Origin of the sequence: Micromonospora sp. M61 (assembly GCF_018070245.1) — a bacterium.
Taxonomy (GTDB): Bacteria; Actinomycetota; Actinomycetes; order Mycobacteriales; family Micromonosporaceae; genus Micromonospora; species Micromonospora zamorensis.
In genome coordinates, this window is record NZ_JAGPYA010000072.1 from 1 (window position 1) to 16,803 (window position 16,803).

A 16,803-nucleotide genomic window follows, 5' to 3' on the forward strand; every position below is an offset into this window, starting at 1 on the left:
GGTCGTCATGCGCACCGACGACCTGTGGCCGACGCCGTGGACTCTGGAGCAGTTCGGTGCCCTGTTCGACAACCAGCCCTTCGGCCGCTGGTACCTCAACACCCTGCTGGTGTCCGCGGCGTCCACGGCGGTGGCACTGGTCTGCGCCGCCCTGGCCGGTTACGCGCTGGCCCGGCTGCGGTTCCGCGGTGCGCAGGGCTTCACCGTCACGGTGCTGCTCACCTACGTGATGCCGGGTGCGCTGCTGTTCATCCCGCTGTACCAGATGCTCATCGGAGCGCGGCTCACCGACTCGTTGTGGTCCCTGGTGGTGACGTATCCGACCTTCACGCTTCCATTCGCCACGTGGCTGCTGGTGGGGTATTTCTCGTCGATCCCCGTCGAGTTGGAGGAGGCCGCGCTGGTCGACGGCTGCAGCCGCGTCCAGGCGTTCGGGAAGGTGGTGCTGCCACTCGCCAAGCCAGGGCTGCTGGCGGTCGCGCTCTTCACCCTGACCAACGCCTGGAACGAGTTCCTCTTCGCCTTCGTGTTCATCACGAAGGACGAGTACAAGACGCTGCCGGTGGGGATGCAGTCGATGATCGCCGGAGACGTCGTGCCCCAGGGACAACTCGCCGCCGCGTCGCTGCTCGTCAGCATCCCCGTGGTCGTCATGTACGCCTTCGGGCAGCGCTTCCTGACCGAAGGGCTCACCGCAGGCGCGGTGAAGGGCTGACCTCAACGAGGGTCGCACCGGCAACGAGACGGACCCGTCCGAGCGTTCGCCGCCGCCACCGCATCTCGACCAGTGCCGCTCGGTCGAGATGCGGTGGTGGGCCGGGCCTGTCCGCTAGTCGGCGCTGACGGCCAGGGCGCCGCTCACGGTGTCCACATACCAGCGCTGGTACTGCTCCGGCCGCCAGCCGCGTTGCCGGACGAGCCAGTCGAAGTTGCGGACGTCCTGGGCCAACCAGAGGATGTCGGCCACCTGTTCGACGTCCAGGTCGGGGCGGAGGCCCCCGGTGCCGACGAGTTCCGCGGCGAACATGGCCATGCCGCGGCGGCGGTCGTCGACGTTCTTGCGCCAGATCTCGGCGGCGTCCGGATCGGCCGTGGCAGCCCCGGCCAGCGCGAGCATCACCTGAGCCTGTCGTGCGTTGACCTCGGCCAGATGGCGGGCGTAGCGGGTGAGCTTGGCGCGGGGATCGGCGAGTGCGCGGATCTCCGCGACGAAGGGCCGGTCCGGCAGGGCCACCGGTTCGTCGTCGCCGGCCAGGGTGACGTCGACCAGTTCGGAGAGCAGTTGCCGCTTGCTGCCGAACACCGCGTACAGGGTCTGGACCGCGACGCCGGCTTCCACGGCGACAGCGGTCAGTGGTGTGGCCGCGTAGCCAGGGTCGACGAACAGCCGGCCAGCCGCTTCGAGGATCGCTCGCCGGGTCTGTCGGGCCTGCTCCTGTCGGCGCGAAGAGTCATAACGTCTCTTGACAACCACCTCTCAAGTGTAGTGCTCTATTGGATAGAGTCTCACTCTATCGAGAGGCGGCGGCCATGCCGTTCGGTGTGTTGCAGGAGATGCCCGGCGTCAGCGAGGCGGAATACCGGCAGGTAGAACGACACCTCGGGCCGGACCGGCCCCCGGGCCTCCTCGCCCATGTCGCCGGGCCGACAGAGGACGGCTGGCGGATCATCAACATCTGGCAGGACGAAGCGGCATTCCGCCGGTTCCAGTCCGAACGGCTGGTCCGGGCCGCTGGCCTGGCGGCACAGGAGGACGGCTTCGACCCGACGAAGGCGGCTCACTTCCGCTCGATGAGCGTCGACGGCACCGAGATGCCGTTCTGATGGCCGACACCGCCAGCCTGCGGACCCGCGGCGCCGCTTTCTGGGCGGGAGCGGCAGCTGGCTGGATTCGCCACGCCGATCGGCAGGACGGAACCGGCCGACCGCTGGGCGCAGCGGCCATGGATCGACTGGCCGCACGACCCGCCGAACGCGTCCTCGATGTGGGCTGCGGCTGCGGCGGCACCACGGCCGAGATCGCCGCCGCGGTCGGCGAGACCGGCGCGGCGATCGGTGTCGACATCGACGAGGCGATGGTGACCGCCGCTCGGCGCCGGTTCCCCGCCGACGGGCACCCGGGCATCCAGTTCCACGTGGCCGACATCGAGACTCTCGATGTCGTGCCGGGTGGCCCGTTCGACGCGGCGTTCTCCCGAATGACCCTGATGCTGTTGGCGGACCCGGTTGCCGGCTGCCGCACGATCCGGCGATCACTGCGCCCGGGAGGGCGCCTCGCCGCGACCGTCTTTCGCGACAGCGGCGTCAACCCGTGGCTGTCCGCGGCGATGCTCGGTGCCGCACCGCACCTCGGACCGCTACCACCGCTCCCGGTCGGTGACGAGCCCGGTCCGTTCGCGTTCGCCGATCCGGCCCGGCTCGTCCGGATCCTCACCAGCGCCGGCTTCACCGCCGTCACGATCACGCCGTGCGATGTCGCAGTGGAGACTCCGGACGACGCCGACACGGTGGCCGAGTGGCTTATCGAGGTCGGCCCGGCCGGTGCCGCGTACCGGGCGGCTCCGCCGGCTGGGCAGGCTTCGGCCCGGGCGGGAGTCGCCCGGCTGCTCGGCCGGTTCCGTGAGCCTGGCGTCGGCTACCGGCTGCCCACCGGCCTCTGGCTCGTCGCCGCAACCTCAGTCGGGGCTGACAACCCGTCCGCCACCCACCAACAACCACGTCAGGACGAAACCCGATGAGAACGATCCGTCTGCTCGCGCCGGCCGTCTGCCTCGTGCTGGCTGCGACGGCGTGCAACGACGCGCCCGAGCCCGGGGCTGCGGCGCCGGACAGCCCCACCACAACCGCCGCCGCGTCCAGCGCGGCCGGATCCACTCCGGACGGCGGCTCCACGCAGGTGTCGGCGAAGGAGGTGTGCGCCTACCTGGACGGCCAGTTGCCGACCCTGAAGGGAATCGGGTCCGAGACGGGCGTCATGGCCAACCTCACCGTGAACCTCTATTCCTGGTACGAGAAGCAGGGCCTCGTGCCGACCGGCCGGCAGATCGACGACCAGACCCGACAGGAATGCCCGGCAACCCGGACCGAGGTGCTGAAACTCGCCGGCATGGAGAGCTTCGAACGGCTGTAGCCGCTGCGGGCCGGCCATGACCTCGGCAATGGGCTTCACCGCGGCGGCCGCTGGTCAGCGCCAGGCCATGTTGATGGCCCGCTCGAAGTTGACGTAACCGGCGCGGGCGAAGGCCTTTGCCATGGGTACGTTGCCCAGGTCGGTGGCCGCGCGGATGCGTGGGACGTCCTCGGCGGCGAGGGTTCGGGTGCCTTCGGCGAGGAGGCCGTCTACGTACCCGTGGCCCCGGTGCTCGGGGACGACGCCGAGATAGGCGATCACCGGGTGGTAGGCGTTGCGCGCCGGAATGACGAACCCGACCGGGTCGCCGTTCTCGCCCAACGTGCCGATGCGCCACCACTCACGAGGACTGGAGTACGTGGCGAGTTCCTGCTCGTAGTGCTTGAGCGCGGCCTCGTGGGGCGACATCTGCGCAAGGTCGGTACGGCTGTGTGCGTCCAGGGTCCCGTCCAGGGCGCGGGTCATCAGCGCGACCAGTTCGTCGGTGTCCAGGGCCGGGCGGAAGACCAGTCGCTGGTCGGGCGTGGGCAGGCCGGCCGCGGGGCGCCACTCCAGGCGTAGCCGTTCGACCGTCAGGCGTGCGCCGGTGCTCTCGAGAACGCCCATCCTGGTCCGCACCGCCCGGTACGTGTCCGGGTCCTCGCGCCAGTCGGCGGGGATGAAGCGGCCGTATTCGGGAGGGACCGCGCCGGGTGCCAGGACCTGCCTCGCGGCGGTTTCGTACAACGCCTGCGCCACCTCGGTGAGGTCTTCGGCACCGTCGTCGACGTCGAGGATGTCCAGCAGCAGCGGAGCGGTGTCGTCGCCGCGACCCCACCAGGCGACCCTGGCGAGCAGGCGGTCGCCGCGCAGGGCCACCCACATCCACTCCGGTCGGCGGCGCTTGGCGGCGAGGTCGTCGTCGAGCTCGTGGTTGATGGTGTACGGCAGGCGGTTGAACAGGGCGATCTCGTCCGGCCCGGTGATCGGACGGATGGTGACGCCGCTGGGGGATGTGCTCATGCGGGCTCGTTCCCGGTCTGTGCGCGCGTGTAGGTGAGGAAGAGAGCCCCACTGTCCAGAACGGTGTGGTCGGTCAGGCGCCAGGTGGTTGGCGCGAAGACGGCGTCGCGGCCGAACAGCGGGATGCCGGCGCCGATGGTCAACGGGGCAAGCTTGATGATCAGCTGGTCGATCTCGGGGTAGAGGGCACCGGCCAGGGCGCCGCCGCCGATCACCCAGACGTCCCTGCCGTCGTGGCGCTTCAGCTCTCGTACGGTGGCAATGGGGTCCTCGGCGATGACCTCGACGGCCGGGTCCGGGCTGGCGCCCAGCGTGCGGGAGAACACCAGGTGGCGCAGATGCGGGTACGCGTCGGTCACGCCTGCCTTCAGGCCCACCTCGTAGGAGTGGCGCCCTTCCAGCACGGTGTCGAACCGGCTGCCCTGGTCGGTGATGCCGAACGCCTGCCGGGCCGGACCGGGCAGGGTCTCCGGATATTCGCCGACGAGGTGGCGCAGGTAGTCGTCCGGGATGGGCCAGAAGCCGTCGGGGCCGGTGGGGTCGGCGCCGTCGGGACCGGCGATGAAACCGTCCAGGGTGGCGGCGATGTAATACACGAGCTTGCGCACGACGATCTCCTCGTTAAGGTGCCTGATGCTGTTCCGCTCCGACGTCCCTCAGCCTGCCCGGCGAGGCCCCGGGCTACAAGATCACAATTGGCAACGTGCCATAACCCTTCGCTAATGAGTGGATCGGGGACAGTGATGGAACTCCGCGACATCGAGATCTTTCTGACCCTGGCGGAGGAGCTGCACTTCACCCGCACCGCCGAGCGGCTGCACGTGACCCAGGCCCGGGTCAGCCAGGCGATCAGGAAGCAGGAACGTCGGATCGGCGCGGCGCTGTTCGAGCGGAACAACCGGCAGGTGGCACTCACACCGATCGGTCAACGGCTCTTCGACGACATTCAGCCCATGTACCGAGGGCTGCACGAGGGCATGGACCGGGCCAGGCTCGCCGCCCGCGGCAGGACCGGGGTGCTGCGGGTCGGGTCGATCGCCGTCAACCTCCACGATTTCCGCGAGTTGTTCGACGGGTTCGCGAAGGACCACCCGGAGTGCGAGGTGCAACTCCGGCATGTCGACTTCGGCGACCCGTTCGGTCAGCTGCGCGCCGGCGACATCGACGTGCAGATCGTGTGGCTGCCCGTCAAGGAACCGGACCTCACCGTCGGCCCGGTCATCTACACCGAACCCATCGTGCTGGCCGTCGGGGCGACCCACCGCCTGGCCGGCCGTGAGTCGGTCTCCTACGAGGACCTGGCGGACGAGACGGTCATGGGCGGGGCCCGGCCGGACTACTGGCGGGAGATCCTGGTGCCCGCACGCACACCCAGCGGACGGTTGATCCCGATCGGCCCGTCGGTCTCCAACTTTCAGGAGATGATCCCGATCCTCGTCACGGGCGAAGCCGTCTCACCGGTCCACGCGCAGGCCGCCCGCTACTACGCACGGCCGGACCTCGCCTACGTGCCCATCCACGACGCTCCGCCGGGCCGGTGGGGGCTTATCTGGCGTACCGGCAACGAGACCGAACTCATCCGGTCGTTCGCCAGCGCCGCACGCCACCTCACCTCCATCGAGTAGCCCGGCTGGCTCACCCCTGCCACGTGGTACGAATGCCGCAGAGCGCGCATAACCCACAGAACGGGCGAGCCGATGACGACGAGCAGGGCGGGCAAGCTGCTGCGGAAGCCCGGGGATCCGCAGCGGGCCACCTTCCTGGAGCTCTTCTTCGATCTGGCGTTCGTCTACGTGCTCGTCCAGCTCGGGCAGGTGCTCAGCCAGAACCTCACCTGGCGTGGGGCCTTCCACACGCTGGTGCTGCTGCTGGCGGTGTGGTGGGTCTGGTGCAGCACGGCGACGGTGCCAGACCGGTTCGACCCACAGCGGCCGACGATACAACTGCTGGTCATCGCGACCCTGGTCGGCAGTCTGCTGATGGCTGTCGCGCTACCGGAGGCCTTCGGAGCGCAGGGCCTGGTCTTCGCGGGTGCGTACGTCGCCGTCCAGGTCGGTCGCAGCATCGGCCTTCTCATCGCCCTGCGGGGCCACGAGCTGCAGCGCGGCGCCCTACGGGTGGTCATCTGGTTCTGCGTGTCCGCCGTGCCGTGGATCGCGGGGGCACTGGTGCACGGCACCGTCCGGGAGGCACTGTGGCTGCTGGCGGTGGCCATCGACTATCTGGCCGGAAAACTCCGCTACCTGACACCCGGCCTGGGCCGCTCGCCGCCCTCGGAGTTGCCGAGCGCGGCCGAACACCTGGCCGAGCGCCACCGACAGTTCTTCATCATCGCGTTGGGCGAGATGATCCTGGTCTCCGCGTCGACCCTGGGCGGCAGCGGCTTCGCGCCCGACCGGACCACGGCGTTCCTGGTGTCGATCGCCGCCACGGTCCTGCTCTGGCGCATCTACATCTACCGTGCCGGGGAGTTGTCGGCGTCAGCCATCGCCGGCTCCCGCGATCCGGCCCGCCTCGGACTGTCGGCGTTCTACGCCCACCTGGTCATGGTGGCCGGTGTCGTCGTCGCGGCGGTCGGCGCCGAACTCGTCATCGCCCAACCGTCCGGGCATCCTGAACCTGCCTGGATCGCGATCATCCTCGGCGGACCGGCGCTGTTCCTGGCCGGGCGCTCCCGCTTCGAGTACGTGGTCTTCAGCCGGGTGTCCCGGGATCGGCCGATCGGGCTGCTCGCCCTGGCCGCCCTGACGCCGTTGATGTTCCTCGTACCGCCGATCGTGGCCGCCCTCGCCGCCGCCGCGGTCCTGGCCGGGGTCGCCATCTCGGACGCCGCCCGCGCGAGAGGACGTCCATCGGAGGTGCCATCGCCACCTGGATAGCCGGCCAGGACCCACGCCGTCACCGTCGCAGCTGTTTTTCGAACCAGTGGTGGGCGTAGCGCTCGGTGTTGTACGCCTCGATCTCCCGGTAACCCGCCGCCCGGTACAGGGCGATCGCCTCGGTGAGGTTGCGGTTGGTGTCCAGCCGGACGGCCGTCGCGCCGCGCTCGGCGGCGTACCGTTCCAGCTCGCCCAGCAGCCGTCGCCCGACTCCGAGCCCGCGTACGGTGTCGGCCACCCACACGCGCTTGATCTCGGCGGGCGCGCCGGGGTGGAGTTTGACCGCGCCGCAGCCGATCGGTTCGGTGTTGAGGGTGGCGAGCAGGAGCACGCCGGCGGGCGGGAGGAGTGCCTCGTCGTGGACGGGGTTGCTCAGCGCCGGGTCGAACCCGTCGTCGAATCGACTGGCGATGTCCCGGGCGTACGCGCGCAGGCAGGCGCGGGCCCGCGGGTCGCTCGGCGGGCACGGCTCGATGACGACCATCGACCCGACGAGGAGGCGTTCGACCTCGGCCATGGCGGCGACGAGTCGTTCGCGCCGGTGCTCGCTGAGTGGTTCGAGGATCGAGGCGGCGAGGTCGTCCGACCGCTCGTCGAGGTCGGCCCATGCCGTACGGCCGGCTTCGGTGAGCGCGGCGGTGCGGACCCGGCCGTCGCCGCCGGCCTGGTCGGCCGGCCCGACGGTGATCAGGCCGTCGTTCTCCAGGACGCGCAGGAGCCGGCTGAGGTATCCGGAGTCCAGGCCGAGCCGGGCGCGTAGCGCGGCGACCTCGGCGCCGGCGGGGCCGATCTCCCAGAGCAGGCGGGCCTGCCCGAGGGGTCGCCCCTGGGCCATGTACTCGTCGTCGAGCGCACCCACCCGTTGGGTGACCGTCCGGTTGAACCGCCGTACGGCGGCGATGAGCGCGGAGTCCATAAGCCTGACTTTAGTCAGGATTCTGGCTGCGATGGTAGGAGAGGATGCCGGCGTGGTCCAGGACGACCACAGTGAGCACCACCCCGGTGGCGACCGCGGTGACCGCCAGCAGCGGCAGTCGCAGGACGACCGCGCCCACAGCCAGCACGAGCAGGGCCACCACCCGCGGCCAGGAGAGCCGTCGGTGGATCGACAGCGAGAAGAGGATCCGCCCGACGAGGAACAGCATCGGACCGCCCAGGATGACGACCGCCGCGGTCATGTCGGCTGCCCTGGTGGGGTGGGCGATGCTCAACTCCGCCCCGACGGCGGTGACCACCAGCCCGGCGATCATCACGAGGTGCAGGTATCCGGTGATGACGCCGAGCCGGGACGGGTCGGCGTCATCGATGGCCGGCGCCAGCCGCTGGCCGGCGGGCGTCACGTAGAGCAGACCGGTCAGCACGGCGGTGGCGAAGACCAGCAGGAAGGCGGCGGTCTGCGGGAGGTCGAGGTGGGTGCCGGCGTACGAGAGCCCGGCGACCAGGACGAGTTCGCCCAGCGCAATGATCATGATCTGCTGGTACCGCTCGGCGAAGTGCTCGCCGGCGAGGCGCAACTCCTGCCCGCTCGTCCGTCCGAGCAGCGGTGTGGGCCAGCCGATTCGTGGGCCGGTGAAGTCGACGGCGAGGGCGAGCACCCAGAGCGGCACCCGCCACTCCGGCAGGAACCCACCGACCAGCCACGGTACGGCGGAGACACCGAACCAGCAGAGGATCCGCAACGCCCTCTTCTGGCGGGGGTGGCCGCGCAGCGCGAACGCGGTCACCGTGCCCCGGGCGATGTGGACCGCGACGTACGCACCGGCGAAGAGCACGCCGCGCCCGTCCAACGCCTGCGGGATCGCCACCCCGGCCAAAAGGCTGCCCAGCGCGGCGACGACCAGCAGCCACCGGACCAACGGGCTCTCCGGGTCGTACCAGTCGGCGAACCACGTGGTGGTCACCCAGATCCACCACACCCCGGCCAACAACACCGCGGTACGCAGTGCGCCGGCCAGGGTGAGGTCGTGCAGCAGGTGCCCTGCCAGTTGACTGAGGGCGAGCACGAACGCCAGGTCGAAGAAGAGCTCCAGGAACGAGGCGCTCAGCGGTGAGTCGCTGCCCCGCAGCAGCCGTTCGGGCCTGCTCGCCATCGGCGCTCCTCCCCGGTGACACGCACGCCCCGCGTCCGTCGTACCACCCGAGGTGGCCACCGGAGGCGGAAACGGGTCAGCGGCGGACGGCGACCGTGGGAACCCACGGTCTCCTGCTCGCCGGCGGATCTCGATGTTCAGCACCCCTGGCGACGACCCGCTGACCCCTCGTGTCGTTGATCCGGCAGCGCCCATGGTCGTCGCTGACCACGGTGGGGGCACCGACTCAACGAGGAGGGACGCCGATGACCGCTCAGCGGGAGACCGTGCAGGTCGATCACGACCTGTTCCGCGCCGTGTACGACTCACCCGCATCACTGCCCGGCCGACACCGCTGGACCACCCCCGAGTCGGACGTCCGGCGGCTGGAGAAGCTGCTCGGCATGCCGGCACGCAGCATCGGCGCCCCGCTCTGGGTCAGCGGCGACGAACCGGACTGCCCGAAGTGCGGCCGACGGGTCACCTGGTACGACATCGTGTCGTCGGCGCTCTCCGGCCTGCACGACAAGACCATGATCGCCACCGTCATCCTCGGCGAGCGCAAGTACGTCAACACCGAGATCCCGGACGCCATCGCCGGCGTGCGCTGCGCCGACTGCCACACCGCGATCGACGGCCTGCGCAGCTTCAAGTGCCACAACTGGGCGTACGCCTTCGAGGAGTTGGAGGCTGTGCGCGAACGGATGGCCGGCGGTCTCCCGCCGACCTGACCGGGCCGCCGGCCCCTCCCGCTGGCCGACCCAGGCCGCCGCCACCGGGCCGGCGGTCCCGAGCTGATGCGGGAGTCGGTCGAGGCGGCTCAGCCGGCCGAGCGACGGGTGGGACGGCGGCCGGGCGGGGAGGGCGGCTCCGGCCCCGGGTCGGGCACCGGGGGCATCGGCCGGGTGACCGGCTCCGCGCCGGTGACCCGCACCGACTCACCGTGGTGCCACAGCTCGACCTCGGTGTCGGCGGCCGCGTCGGGCAGTTCGTAGCAGGCCTCGCTGGGAGTCAGCGTGACCCGCAGCCGGTGGCCGCGCCAACGCAGGCTGAAGGCCAACCGGTCGATCCGACGCGGCAGCCGGGGGTCGAAGGAGAGCACCGCCCGGTCGTCGCGCAGCCCGCCGAAACCCTGCACGAGTGCCAGCCACGCACCGGCCAGCGAGGCCAGGTGCAGCCCGTCGGCGGTCTTGTCCCCCAGATCCGCCAGGTCCTGGAGGACCGACTCGGCGAACAGGTCGTACGCCAGATCCAGGTGCCCGACCTCGGCTGCCAGCACCGCCTGCGGGGCGGCCGACAGCGACGAGTCGCGGACCGTGCGGGCCTCGTAGTAGGCCAGGTTGCGGGCCTTCTCGGCGGCGGTGAACTCACCGGGGCAGAGCTGCATGGCGAGCACCAGATCGGCCTGCTTGACCACCTGTTTGCGGTACAACTCCAGGTACGGGAAGTGCAGCAGCAGTGGGTAGTCGTCCTCGCTCGTGTTCGCGAAGTCCCACTCGGGCTGCTGGGTGAAGCCGGCGGCCTGCTGGTGCACCCCGCGCTCGTGGTCGTACGGGATGAACATGGCGTCGGCGGCGGCCCGCCAGCCGGTCACCTCGTCGTGGTCCACGCCGAGCCGACCCGCCACGTCGGGGTGACGCTCGGCGGCGTCCGCCGCTCCCAGCAGGTTGCGCTTGGCCATCAGGTTGGTGAAGACGTTGTCGTTGACCAGCGCGGCGTACTCGTCCGGGCCGGTCACGCCATGCAGGTGGAAGTCACCCTCGTCCGACCAGTGCCCGAAGCCGTGCCAGAGCCGTGCGGTCTCCACCAGCAACTCCAGCCCCGCCTCAGCGAGGAACCGCTGGTCGTCGGTTGCCGCCAGGTAGCGCAGCACCGCGTCGGCGATGTCGGCGTTGACGTGCAGCGCCGCGGTGCCCGCCGGCCAGTAGCCGGATGATTCCCGGCCGCCGATGGTGCGCCACGGGAAGGTTGCGCCGGCCAGCCGCAGCTCGCGGGCCCGCTCCCGAGCCTCCGGCAGGTGGGCGTGCCGCCAGGTCAGCGCCGAGCGGGCCACCGCCGGGGCCAGGTAGGTGAGCACCGGCAGGACGTAGCTCTCGGTGTCCCAGAGGACGTGCCCGTCGTAGCCGTTGCCGGTCAACCCCTTCGCCGAGATGGTCCGCCCCGAGTCCGGGCGGCCGGCCTGGATCAGGTGGAACATCCCGAAGCGGACCGCCTGCTGGAGATCCTGGTCGCCGTCGAGCTGCACGTCGGCGACCTGCCAGGCCGCGTCCAGAGCGGCACGCTGGTCGGTGAGCAGGGCGTCGAAGCCGTCCGCGCGGGCCGCGTCCGCCTCGGCGACGACCAGGGCCGCCAACTCGTCGGCCGGTGTCCCGTCGACCGATGCCCACTCGTACGCGGCGAACTTCGTCAGCCGCAGGCGCTCCCCCGGGTGCAGGCGACCCGTCACGGTCAGCCTGACCCGGTCCGGCGTGCAGTCACCGGTGGTGGTGACGGTGTCCGGCCCGTCCAGCAGGTGACTGACGGCGACAGCGACGCGCTGACCGCTGCGCTCGGTGCGGTGCACCAGCATCCCGTCGAGGCCGGTCGCGCTGTACGACTCGGCGGTCAGCGGGTCGGTGGGCACCGAGGCGGCCCGAGGGTCGTCGGAACGCTCCGGCACCGTCTCGTTGGCCAGCAGGTCCGAGCAGACCCGCAGCTCGACGGGGGCGCCCAGTGGTTCGACCTCGTACCGGACGGCGGCCACCGGGCGGCGCGGCAGGGACACCAGTCGGGTGCTGCGGATGCGCACCGCCCGCCCCGCCGGGGAGATCCACTCGGTTTCCCGGCGCAGCACACCGTTGCGCAGGTCGAGCACCCGTTCGTGGCGGCGCAGCGTCCCGGTCCGGATGTCCAGCGGCTCGTCGCCGACCCAGAGCCGGATCAGTGCGGCGTTCGGCGCACTGATGACGGTGTCGCTGGCCTGCGGGAACGCGTACCCGTCCTCGGGGTAGGTCAGCTCCCGCCGCTCGTGCAGACCGTTGACGTAACTGCCCGGCATCCCGCAGGGCGCGCCCTCGTCGAGCACACCACGCCAACCGACCCACCCGTTACCCAAGGCGAAGATTGATTCGGTCTCGCCGAGCCGGTCCAGATCGGCCTCCGTACGCCGAATCTGCCAGGTCTGGTCGTCCACCGCCCCGGTAGCGGGCGGCGGTTGGTCGGTGGCCGAACTGGTGTGCACGAAGCCTCCTGTGGATGCCGACGTCCTTGACCAGCCAAGCAGAGCCGGCTGAACGAATCCTGGACGAAGGTGGTGAAGCCGACCTGACCTTCGACGGCTGCCATGCCCTCTGCCGGTTCCTAGGGTGTCCCCAAGGTGAACAAGGTATGAACGTGGAGTGAGGTGATGCATGGTCCACAACGGCAGCATGGACGTTCCGGAGATCAGCGCTGAGTGGTACGACGACGTCGTTGACGCCGCCGCCCGCAGCCCAGAACCGGTGCAATGGTTCGTCGGACACGCCACCGAGGGGGTGATCCTGCTGCTCGGCGTGCTGCTGCTGATGGCCGCGCTGAGCCGCCGCGGCGGCGGCCCGCACGACCGGGCACTCGCGCTGATCGCGCCGGTGCCGGCCCTACTGGCGTACGTGGGCAGCGAATTCTTCAAGACCGTGGTGGACGAGGACCGCCCCTGCCGGACGATCGGGCGGGTGATCATCGCTGGCGCCTGCCCACCCCCTGGTGACTGGTCGTTTCCCAGCAACCACGCCACCGTCGCCGGCGCGCTGGCGGTCACCACGCTGCTGCTCTCCCGCCGGCTCGGTCTGATCGCGCTGCCGCTGGCCGCGCTCGGCGCCTTCTCCCGGGTCTTCGTGGGAGTGCACTACCCGCACGACGTGGTCGCGGGCGTGCTGTTCGGGGCCCTGGTCGTCGTGGTGGCAACCCCGCTGCTGGCCCGACCCACCGCCGAGGTGCTGCGCCGCCGAGCCGACCGCGCCGACAGCCCGGTCCCCAAACTGGCGAGCCGCTCCCGCCCCTGACCCGGTCAGAGTGCCAGTGCGAGGGCACCTACCGTGCCGAGGAGCAGGAACGGGCCGAACGGCAGGTGCGTGCTCCAGCGGGCACGCCGCGTGGCGAGCAGAGCCAGACTCAGCAGGGCGGACAGCCCGAAGGCGAGCAGCAAGCCGAGGAGCAGCACCGGCCAGCCGTACCAGCCGAGCAGTGCCCCCACACTGAGCGCCAGCTTGGCGTCGCCCAGCCCGAAGCCGCGACGGCCGAGCAGCAACGTGGTGCTGGCAAAGAACAGCGCCAGTCCCGCGCCGCCGATGACGGCTCTCAGCCAGTGCCCCGGCTCGGCGTCGAGCGCGGCGACGCCGAGCAGGAGCCAGGTCCCGGCAGCCGCCGGCAGGGTGAGCCGGTCCGGCAGCCGGTGCACGGCCAGGTCGACGAAGACCGCCGGGATCGTCCAGCCGAGCCACCAGGCCAGCGCCGGGAGCGCCCCGCCCGAGGGACCGACCAGGGCCAGCAGCACCACAGCGGCGAGCAGGGCCAGCTCGACAGTGCCCGGTGGCGGCCCGACCCGCGTCCGGCAGCGACCGCACCGGGCCGCCGGGCCGAGCGCCGGCCAGGGCCGGGTCAGGCCGAGCGGCGCGCCGCACGCGTCGCAGCCGGTGCGGCTGGGCATGCCCGGGGGTACCGCGTAGCGCAGCGCGGCCATCCGCATCAGTGGACCGATGGCGAGGATTGCGAGCACTGTCGCGAGTCGGGCGCGGGCCACAGCAGGAACGCGCTCCGCGTCTGGTCGACGATCCGGAGGGGGCGCTTCCCGCTCAGCGGAGTTCGTCGTGTCGCCGGTCGGTGGGGAGGCCGGGCTCCGATCGGGTGGGTCTTCGCGCCCCGGGACGGCTGCCGGGGGGCCGGTCAGCGCCATGCCGCGTCCGTGACGCCCGGGTGGCCCCCCGCGAAGGTGAACACGCATCGTGACGGAACGATCGCTGTGGTGTAGCGAATGGCGCAGAAAGCGACCTTGCCGAGCGGCCGTCGGACGGCGCTCTCGACCGGCCTCCGAGTGGGCATCCCGTCGGACGAGGTGACCCCCGGACGGGTCGGCAACTCCGCTGGGATGCCGGGATGAGGGCGCGATGTCCTACTCCCGGGACCGGCGACGGGACGTACCGGACGCCACCCGTCCCGACGACGCCCGATCTTCGACGAACCCTTGCTCGGCCACTGCCTCGGGCGCAGTGCGGACACCCGCCACCACCACCTGTCATCACTGAGAGTGTTCACTTGAATTACCTCTGTTGCATCGGCGAACGTCAGCCTATGCTCGCCCCTTGGGTGTGACGCAAGCCTCACCTCGACAACCGGAAGACACAGGACCTTGCATTTTTAGAAGATCCGTAACGGTGAATGCAGAAGCGCAATGAACGGCTCCGGATGTGCTGATCCGGGCGCGCTTCCGCATGCCCGGCGGCGGTGGACCGACACCGCGCGGGGCGACCACGAGGAGGCTCGACGGTGCGCGGACGGCAGCTCAGACGAGCGGCAATCTGCCTGCTGGCGGTCGTAGCGGCGGTGCCGGTCACCGCCTGCGCCAGCGGACAGGAGTCGGTCGGACGACCGGCGGCAGCCCGTGAAGACGGACAACAGGCCGATCCCGACGCAGAACGGAGAGCTGCCGAAAAGGCGGCCCTCGACGCGTACTCCGGTTATCTCGCGGCCTCACGAACGGCGAGTGGGCGCAGTGACCCACACTCGCCGGAACTCGCCCGGTATCTCGCCGACCCACTTCTCAGTCGGGTCCAATTGTCCATTCGCGATGCTAAGGAGCACGGCGCTATGCGTACCGGGACGGTGAAGTCCGACCCGACCGTGACCGCGGTCAGCCTCGACGCGAAGCCGGCGACAGTGGAGATCCAGGACTGCCTGGACACGACCGGCTACCGACTGGTCTATGCGAAGGACAAGCGGGTGGTCCCGGGCAGCGGAGGCGGCAAGCACCTCTCCACCGCCACCGCGACCCGGTATCCCGACGGCCGCTGGCTGATCAACTACGGCGCGACGCACCGGGATCAGCCGTGCTGACGTGGCAGGAACGAGGCTCTCCGGCCCGTACGCGTCGGACTGGCGCCACCTGGCGCGCGCTCGCCGGGATCGGCCTCGCGCTCCTGCTGGTGGCCGGCGCGACCCCACCGGCCGTCGCCGCTGGCCGCGCCGACCCGGGGGCCGGCTGCCCACCGGACCAGCCCGACTGCAGCGTGTGGGACGACGAACCCGGCAACCCGGGTGACCCGGGCGGCGGCGGTGACGACGGTGGGGACGAAGGCGGCGGTGGCGGTGGCGGTGGCGTCTGCCGGTGGGACGGGCGGACCATCCCCTGCTACGACGAGTTCAAGGGCTGGTTCAACAGCGGCGACGGCTGCTACTACAAGCTGGCCTCGCCGCAGAACGAGGCACCCGAGGGTCAGCAGTGGTACGTGCAGACCTGCAACGGCGGCGCCGACGTGGGCAATCGGAACATGGTTCTGCGGGCCGAGCCGCCACCCGGATACGGCGCGCCACCCAACCCGGAGGAACTCGCCCGTCGCGCCCTGGCGTCGATCAAGCTGCTGCCGGCACCGCTGAAGGTCGCACCTCGCAAGGGCATCGGCCCCGGCCTGGTCGGTCTGCCGGTCTGGATGTGGGCGGACCCGGGCGAGAACTACTTCGGCCCGTTGACCGCCAAGGCGACCGACCGGGACGTGACCGTCGAGATCACGGCGAAGGTCGACCGGACCGTGTGGGACATGGGCAACAAGGAGACGGTCACCTGCTACAGCGCGGGCACCGAGTACAAGCGCGACGGCGAGCGTGCGGGCGGCACCTCCCCGACCTGCGGCTACGACAACGGCTACCAGAAGGCCGGCAAGTACCGGATCAGCGCCACCACGCACTGGAAGGTGACCTGGCGCGGCGGTGGCCAGACCGGAGAAATCCTGGTGACCCGCCGCAGCGGCGTCGTGCAGATCCAGATCAACGAGCTTCAGGTGGTGACCCGGTGAGTGAGCCCAGTGTGCGAGCCCCGCGAACGGAGATGACGCAGTGAGCCTCGCGACGCGCAACGGAACCGGGTCGGTCGACGCGCCGGTCACCCCACCGACTGTGGTCCGGCAGCGCCGGGTCCGCCCGGGGTTACTCGGTCTCGCCGTACTCCTGATCGCCCTGGGTGGCTTGGGCGCGGCGTTCGCGGTCACCTCGATCCGGGCCACCGGTAGCTACCTCGCGGTGGCCCGGCCGGTGGAGGTGGGCCGCGAGATCAGCGCCGCTGACCTGGTCAGCGTGCAGGTCGCCGGCGGTCAGGGGTTGCGCCCGGTGCCGGCCGGCCGGCTCGACGAGGTGATCGGCAAACGGGCCGCGGTGGCGCTGGTCCCGGGCACCCTGCTCACGCTGGGGCAGGTCACCGACGACCCGCTGCTCGGCCCCGGCCAACAGCAGATCGCACTCGGTCTGAAGACCGCCCAGGTGCCGGCCCGCGAACTGCACCCCGGTGACAAGGTCCTGCTGGTCAGCACGCCGGACAGCAACGCCACCGGGGACGCGGCCGCAGCGAGCACCCGGTTCACGGCCACCGTGATCGACATGGTCAGCCCGGCGAACGACGACAAGGTCCTGTACCTGGCGCTGCCCACCCGCGATGTCCCGGCGGTGGTGGCGCTCGCCGCACAGGAACGGCTCGCCGTCGTGCTGACCGAAGCGGCCTGAG

18 protein-coding genes are annotated in these 16,803 nt (G+C 70.9%); 11 read left to right on the forward strand and 7 right to left on the reverse strand.

Going from position 1 to position 16,803, the window contains the following annotated elements:
- Positions 1 to 715, forward strand: a 715-nt coding sequence (locus tag KBX34_RS28925; protein WP_210928100.1) for a carbohydrate ABC transporter permease, incomplete at its 5' end; no start/stop codon positions are given.
- 114 nt (positions 716 to 829) lie between these two features.
- Here the strand turns inward: KBX34_RS28925 and KBX34_RS28930 are convergent.
- The gene (locus tag KBX34_RS28930) at positions 830 to 1,474 is read right to left on the reverse strand and encodes a TetR/AcrR family transcriptional regulator (protein ID WP_307871518.1); all 645 of its coding nucleotides are present in this window, start codon (positions 1,472 to 1,474) and stop codon (positions 830 to 832) included.
- Positions 1,475 to 1,530: 56 nt separating this feature from the next.
- Between KBX34_RS28930 and KBX34_RS28935 the strand changes: the two genes are divergently transcribed.
- The 3 genes from KBX34_RS28935 to KBX34_RS28945 all read left to right on the forward strand — a co-directional run bounded on the left by KBX34_RS28935 (position 1,531) and on the right by KBX34_RS28945 (position 3,130).
- Positions 1,531 to 1,824: a hypothetical protein gene (locus tag KBX34_RS28935; protein WP_088950997.1), complete on the forward strand. Its 294-nt coding sequence runs from the start codon at positions 1,531 to 1,533 to the stop codon at positions 1,822 to 1,824.
- Positions 1,825 to 1,943: 119 nt separating this feature from the next.
- Positions 1,944 to 2,738, forward strand: coding sequence for a class I SAM-dependent methyltransferase (locus tag KBX34_RS28940; RefSeq protein ID WP_210928102.1), 795 nt, complete (start codon positions 1,944 to 1,946; stop codon positions 2,736 to 2,738).
- Entirely contained in the window at positions 2,735 to 3,130 is a 396-nt protein-coding gene (locus tag KBX34_RS28945; RefSeq protein WP_210928104.1) for a hypothetical protein, read from the forward strand. Before KBX34_RS28940 ends, KBX34_RS28945 begins: the two co-directional genes overlap by 4 nt.
- Before the next feature lie 54 nt (positions 3,131 to 3,184).
- On the opposite strand, the gene KBX34_RS28950 is transcribed toward KBX34_RS28945, so the two are convergent.
- On the reverse strand, positions 3,185 to 4,132 hold the full coding sequence (locus KBX34_RS28950) for a GNAT family N-acetyltransferase (RefSeq protein ID WP_210928106.1): 948 nt from the start codon (positions 4,130 to 4,132) through the stop codon (positions 3,185 to 3,187).
- Positions 4,129 to 4,740: a dihydrofolate reductase family protein gene (locus KBX34_RS28955; protein ID WP_141912234.1), complete on the reverse strand. Its 612-nt coding sequence runs from the start codon at positions 4,738 to 4,740 to the stop codon at positions 4,129 to 4,131. The genes KBX34_RS28950 and KBX34_RS28955 overlap by 4 nt, the downstream gene beginning before the upstream one ends.
- Before the next feature lie 114 nt (positions 4,741 to 4,854).
- Between KBX34_RS28955 and KBX34_RS28960 the strand changes: the two genes are divergently transcribed.
- Together KBX34_RS28960 and KBX34_RS28965 are read left to right on the forward strand one after the other, a co-directional pair.
- Positions 4,855 to 5,757: a LysR family transcriptional regulator gene (locus KBX34_RS28960; protein WP_247672360.1), complete on the forward strand. Its 903-nt coding sequence runs from the start codon at positions 4,855 to 4,857 to the stop codon at positions 5,755 to 5,757.
- A gap of 72 nt (positions 5,758 to 5,829) precedes the next feature.
- Positions 5,830 to 7,011: a low temperature requirement protein A gene (locus KBX34_RS28965; RefSeq protein ID WP_210928108.1), complete on the forward strand. Its 1,182-nt coding sequence runs from the start codon at positions 5,830 to 5,832 to the stop codon at positions 7,009 to 7,011.
- A 19-nt stretch (positions 7,012 to 7,030) separates the two neighbouring features.
- On the opposite strand, the gene KBX34_RS28970 is transcribed toward KBX34_RS28965, so the two are convergent.
- Both KBX34_RS28970 and KBX34_RS28975 read right to left on the reverse strand, forming a co-directional pair.
- On the reverse strand, positions 7,031 to 7,927 hold the full coding sequence (locus KBX34_RS28970; protein ID WP_210928110.1) for a helix-turn-helix domain-containing GNAT family N-acetyltransferase: 897 nt from the start codon (positions 7,925 to 7,927) through the stop codon (positions 7,031 to 7,033).
- 10 nt (positions 7,928 to 7,937) lie between these two features.
- Positions 7,938 to 9,101 carry a low temperature requirement protein A gene (locus KBX34_RS28975; RefSeq protein ID WP_210928112.1) on the reverse strand — a complete coding sequence of 388 codons (1,164 nt, stop codon included), beginning with the start codon at positions 9,099 to 9,101 and terminating at the stop codon, positions 7,938 to 7,940.
- 245 nt (positions 9,102 to 9,346) lie between these two features.
- Between KBX34_RS28975 and KBX34_RS28980 the strand changes: the two genes are divergently transcribed.
- The gene (locus KBX34_RS28980) at positions 9,347 to 9,811 is read left to right on the forward strand and encodes a hypothetical protein (RefSeq protein WP_210928114.1); all 465 of its coding nucleotides are present in this window, start codon (positions 9,347 to 9,349) and stop codon (positions 9,809 to 9,811) included.
- A gap of 89 nt (positions 9,812 to 9,900) precedes the next feature.
- Here the strand turns inward: KBX34_RS28980 and KBX34_RS28985 are convergent, their stop codons facing one another.
- A complete protein-coding gene (locus tag KBX34_RS28985) occupies positions 9,901 to 12,300 on the reverse strand; it encodes a glycoside hydrolase family 65 protein (RefSeq protein ID WP_210928116.1) in 2,400 nt (799 codons plus the stop codon).
- A gap of 169 nt (positions 12,301 to 12,469) precedes the next feature.
- On the opposite strand from KBX34_RS28985, the gene KBX34_RS28990 reads away from it, so the two are divergent.
- Positions 12,470 to 13,099 carry a phosphatase PAP2 family protein gene (locus KBX34_RS28990; protein ID WP_210928118.1) on the forward strand — a complete coding sequence of 210 codons (630 nt, stop codon included), beginning with the start codon at positions 12,470 to 12,472 and terminating at the stop codon, positions 13,097 to 13,099.
- Positions 13,100 to 13,104: 5 nt separating this feature from the next.
- Here the strand turns inward: KBX34_RS28990 and KBX34_RS28995 are convergent, their stop codons facing one another.
- Entirely contained in the window at positions 13,105 to 13,782 is a 678-nt protein-coding gene (locus KBX34_RS28995; RefSeq protein ID WP_210928136.1) for an A24 family peptidase, read from the reverse strand.
- Between the two features lie 797 nt (positions 13,783 to 14,579).
- Between KBX34_RS28995 and KBX34_RS29000 the strand changes: the two genes are divergently transcribed.
- Genes KBX34_RS29000 through KBX34_RS29010 form a run of 3 tightly spaced genes read left to right on the forward strand, consistent with a single transcriptional unit; the run spans position 14,580 to position 16,802 of the window.
- A complete protein-coding gene (locus KBX34_RS29000; protein WP_210928120.1) occupies positions 14,580 to 15,146 on the forward strand; it encodes a hypothetical protein in 567 nt (188 codons plus the stop codon).
- Positions 15,140 to 16,102 carry a hypothetical protein gene (locus tag KBX34_RS29005; RefSeq protein WP_374223730.1) on the forward strand — a complete coding sequence of 321 codons (963 nt, stop codon included), beginning with the start codon at positions 15,140 to 15,142 and terminating at the stop codon, positions 16,100 to 16,102. The genes KBX34_RS29000 and KBX34_RS29005 overlap by 7 nt, the downstream gene beginning before the upstream one ends.
- A gap of 40 nt (positions 16,103 to 16,142) precedes the next feature.
- Positions 16,143 to 16,802, forward strand: coding sequence for an SAF domain-containing protein (locus KBX34_RS29010; protein WP_210928122.1), 660 nt, complete (start codon positions 16,143 to 16,145; stop codon positions 16,800 to 16,802).
- Position 16,803 lies beyond the last annotated feature (1 nt).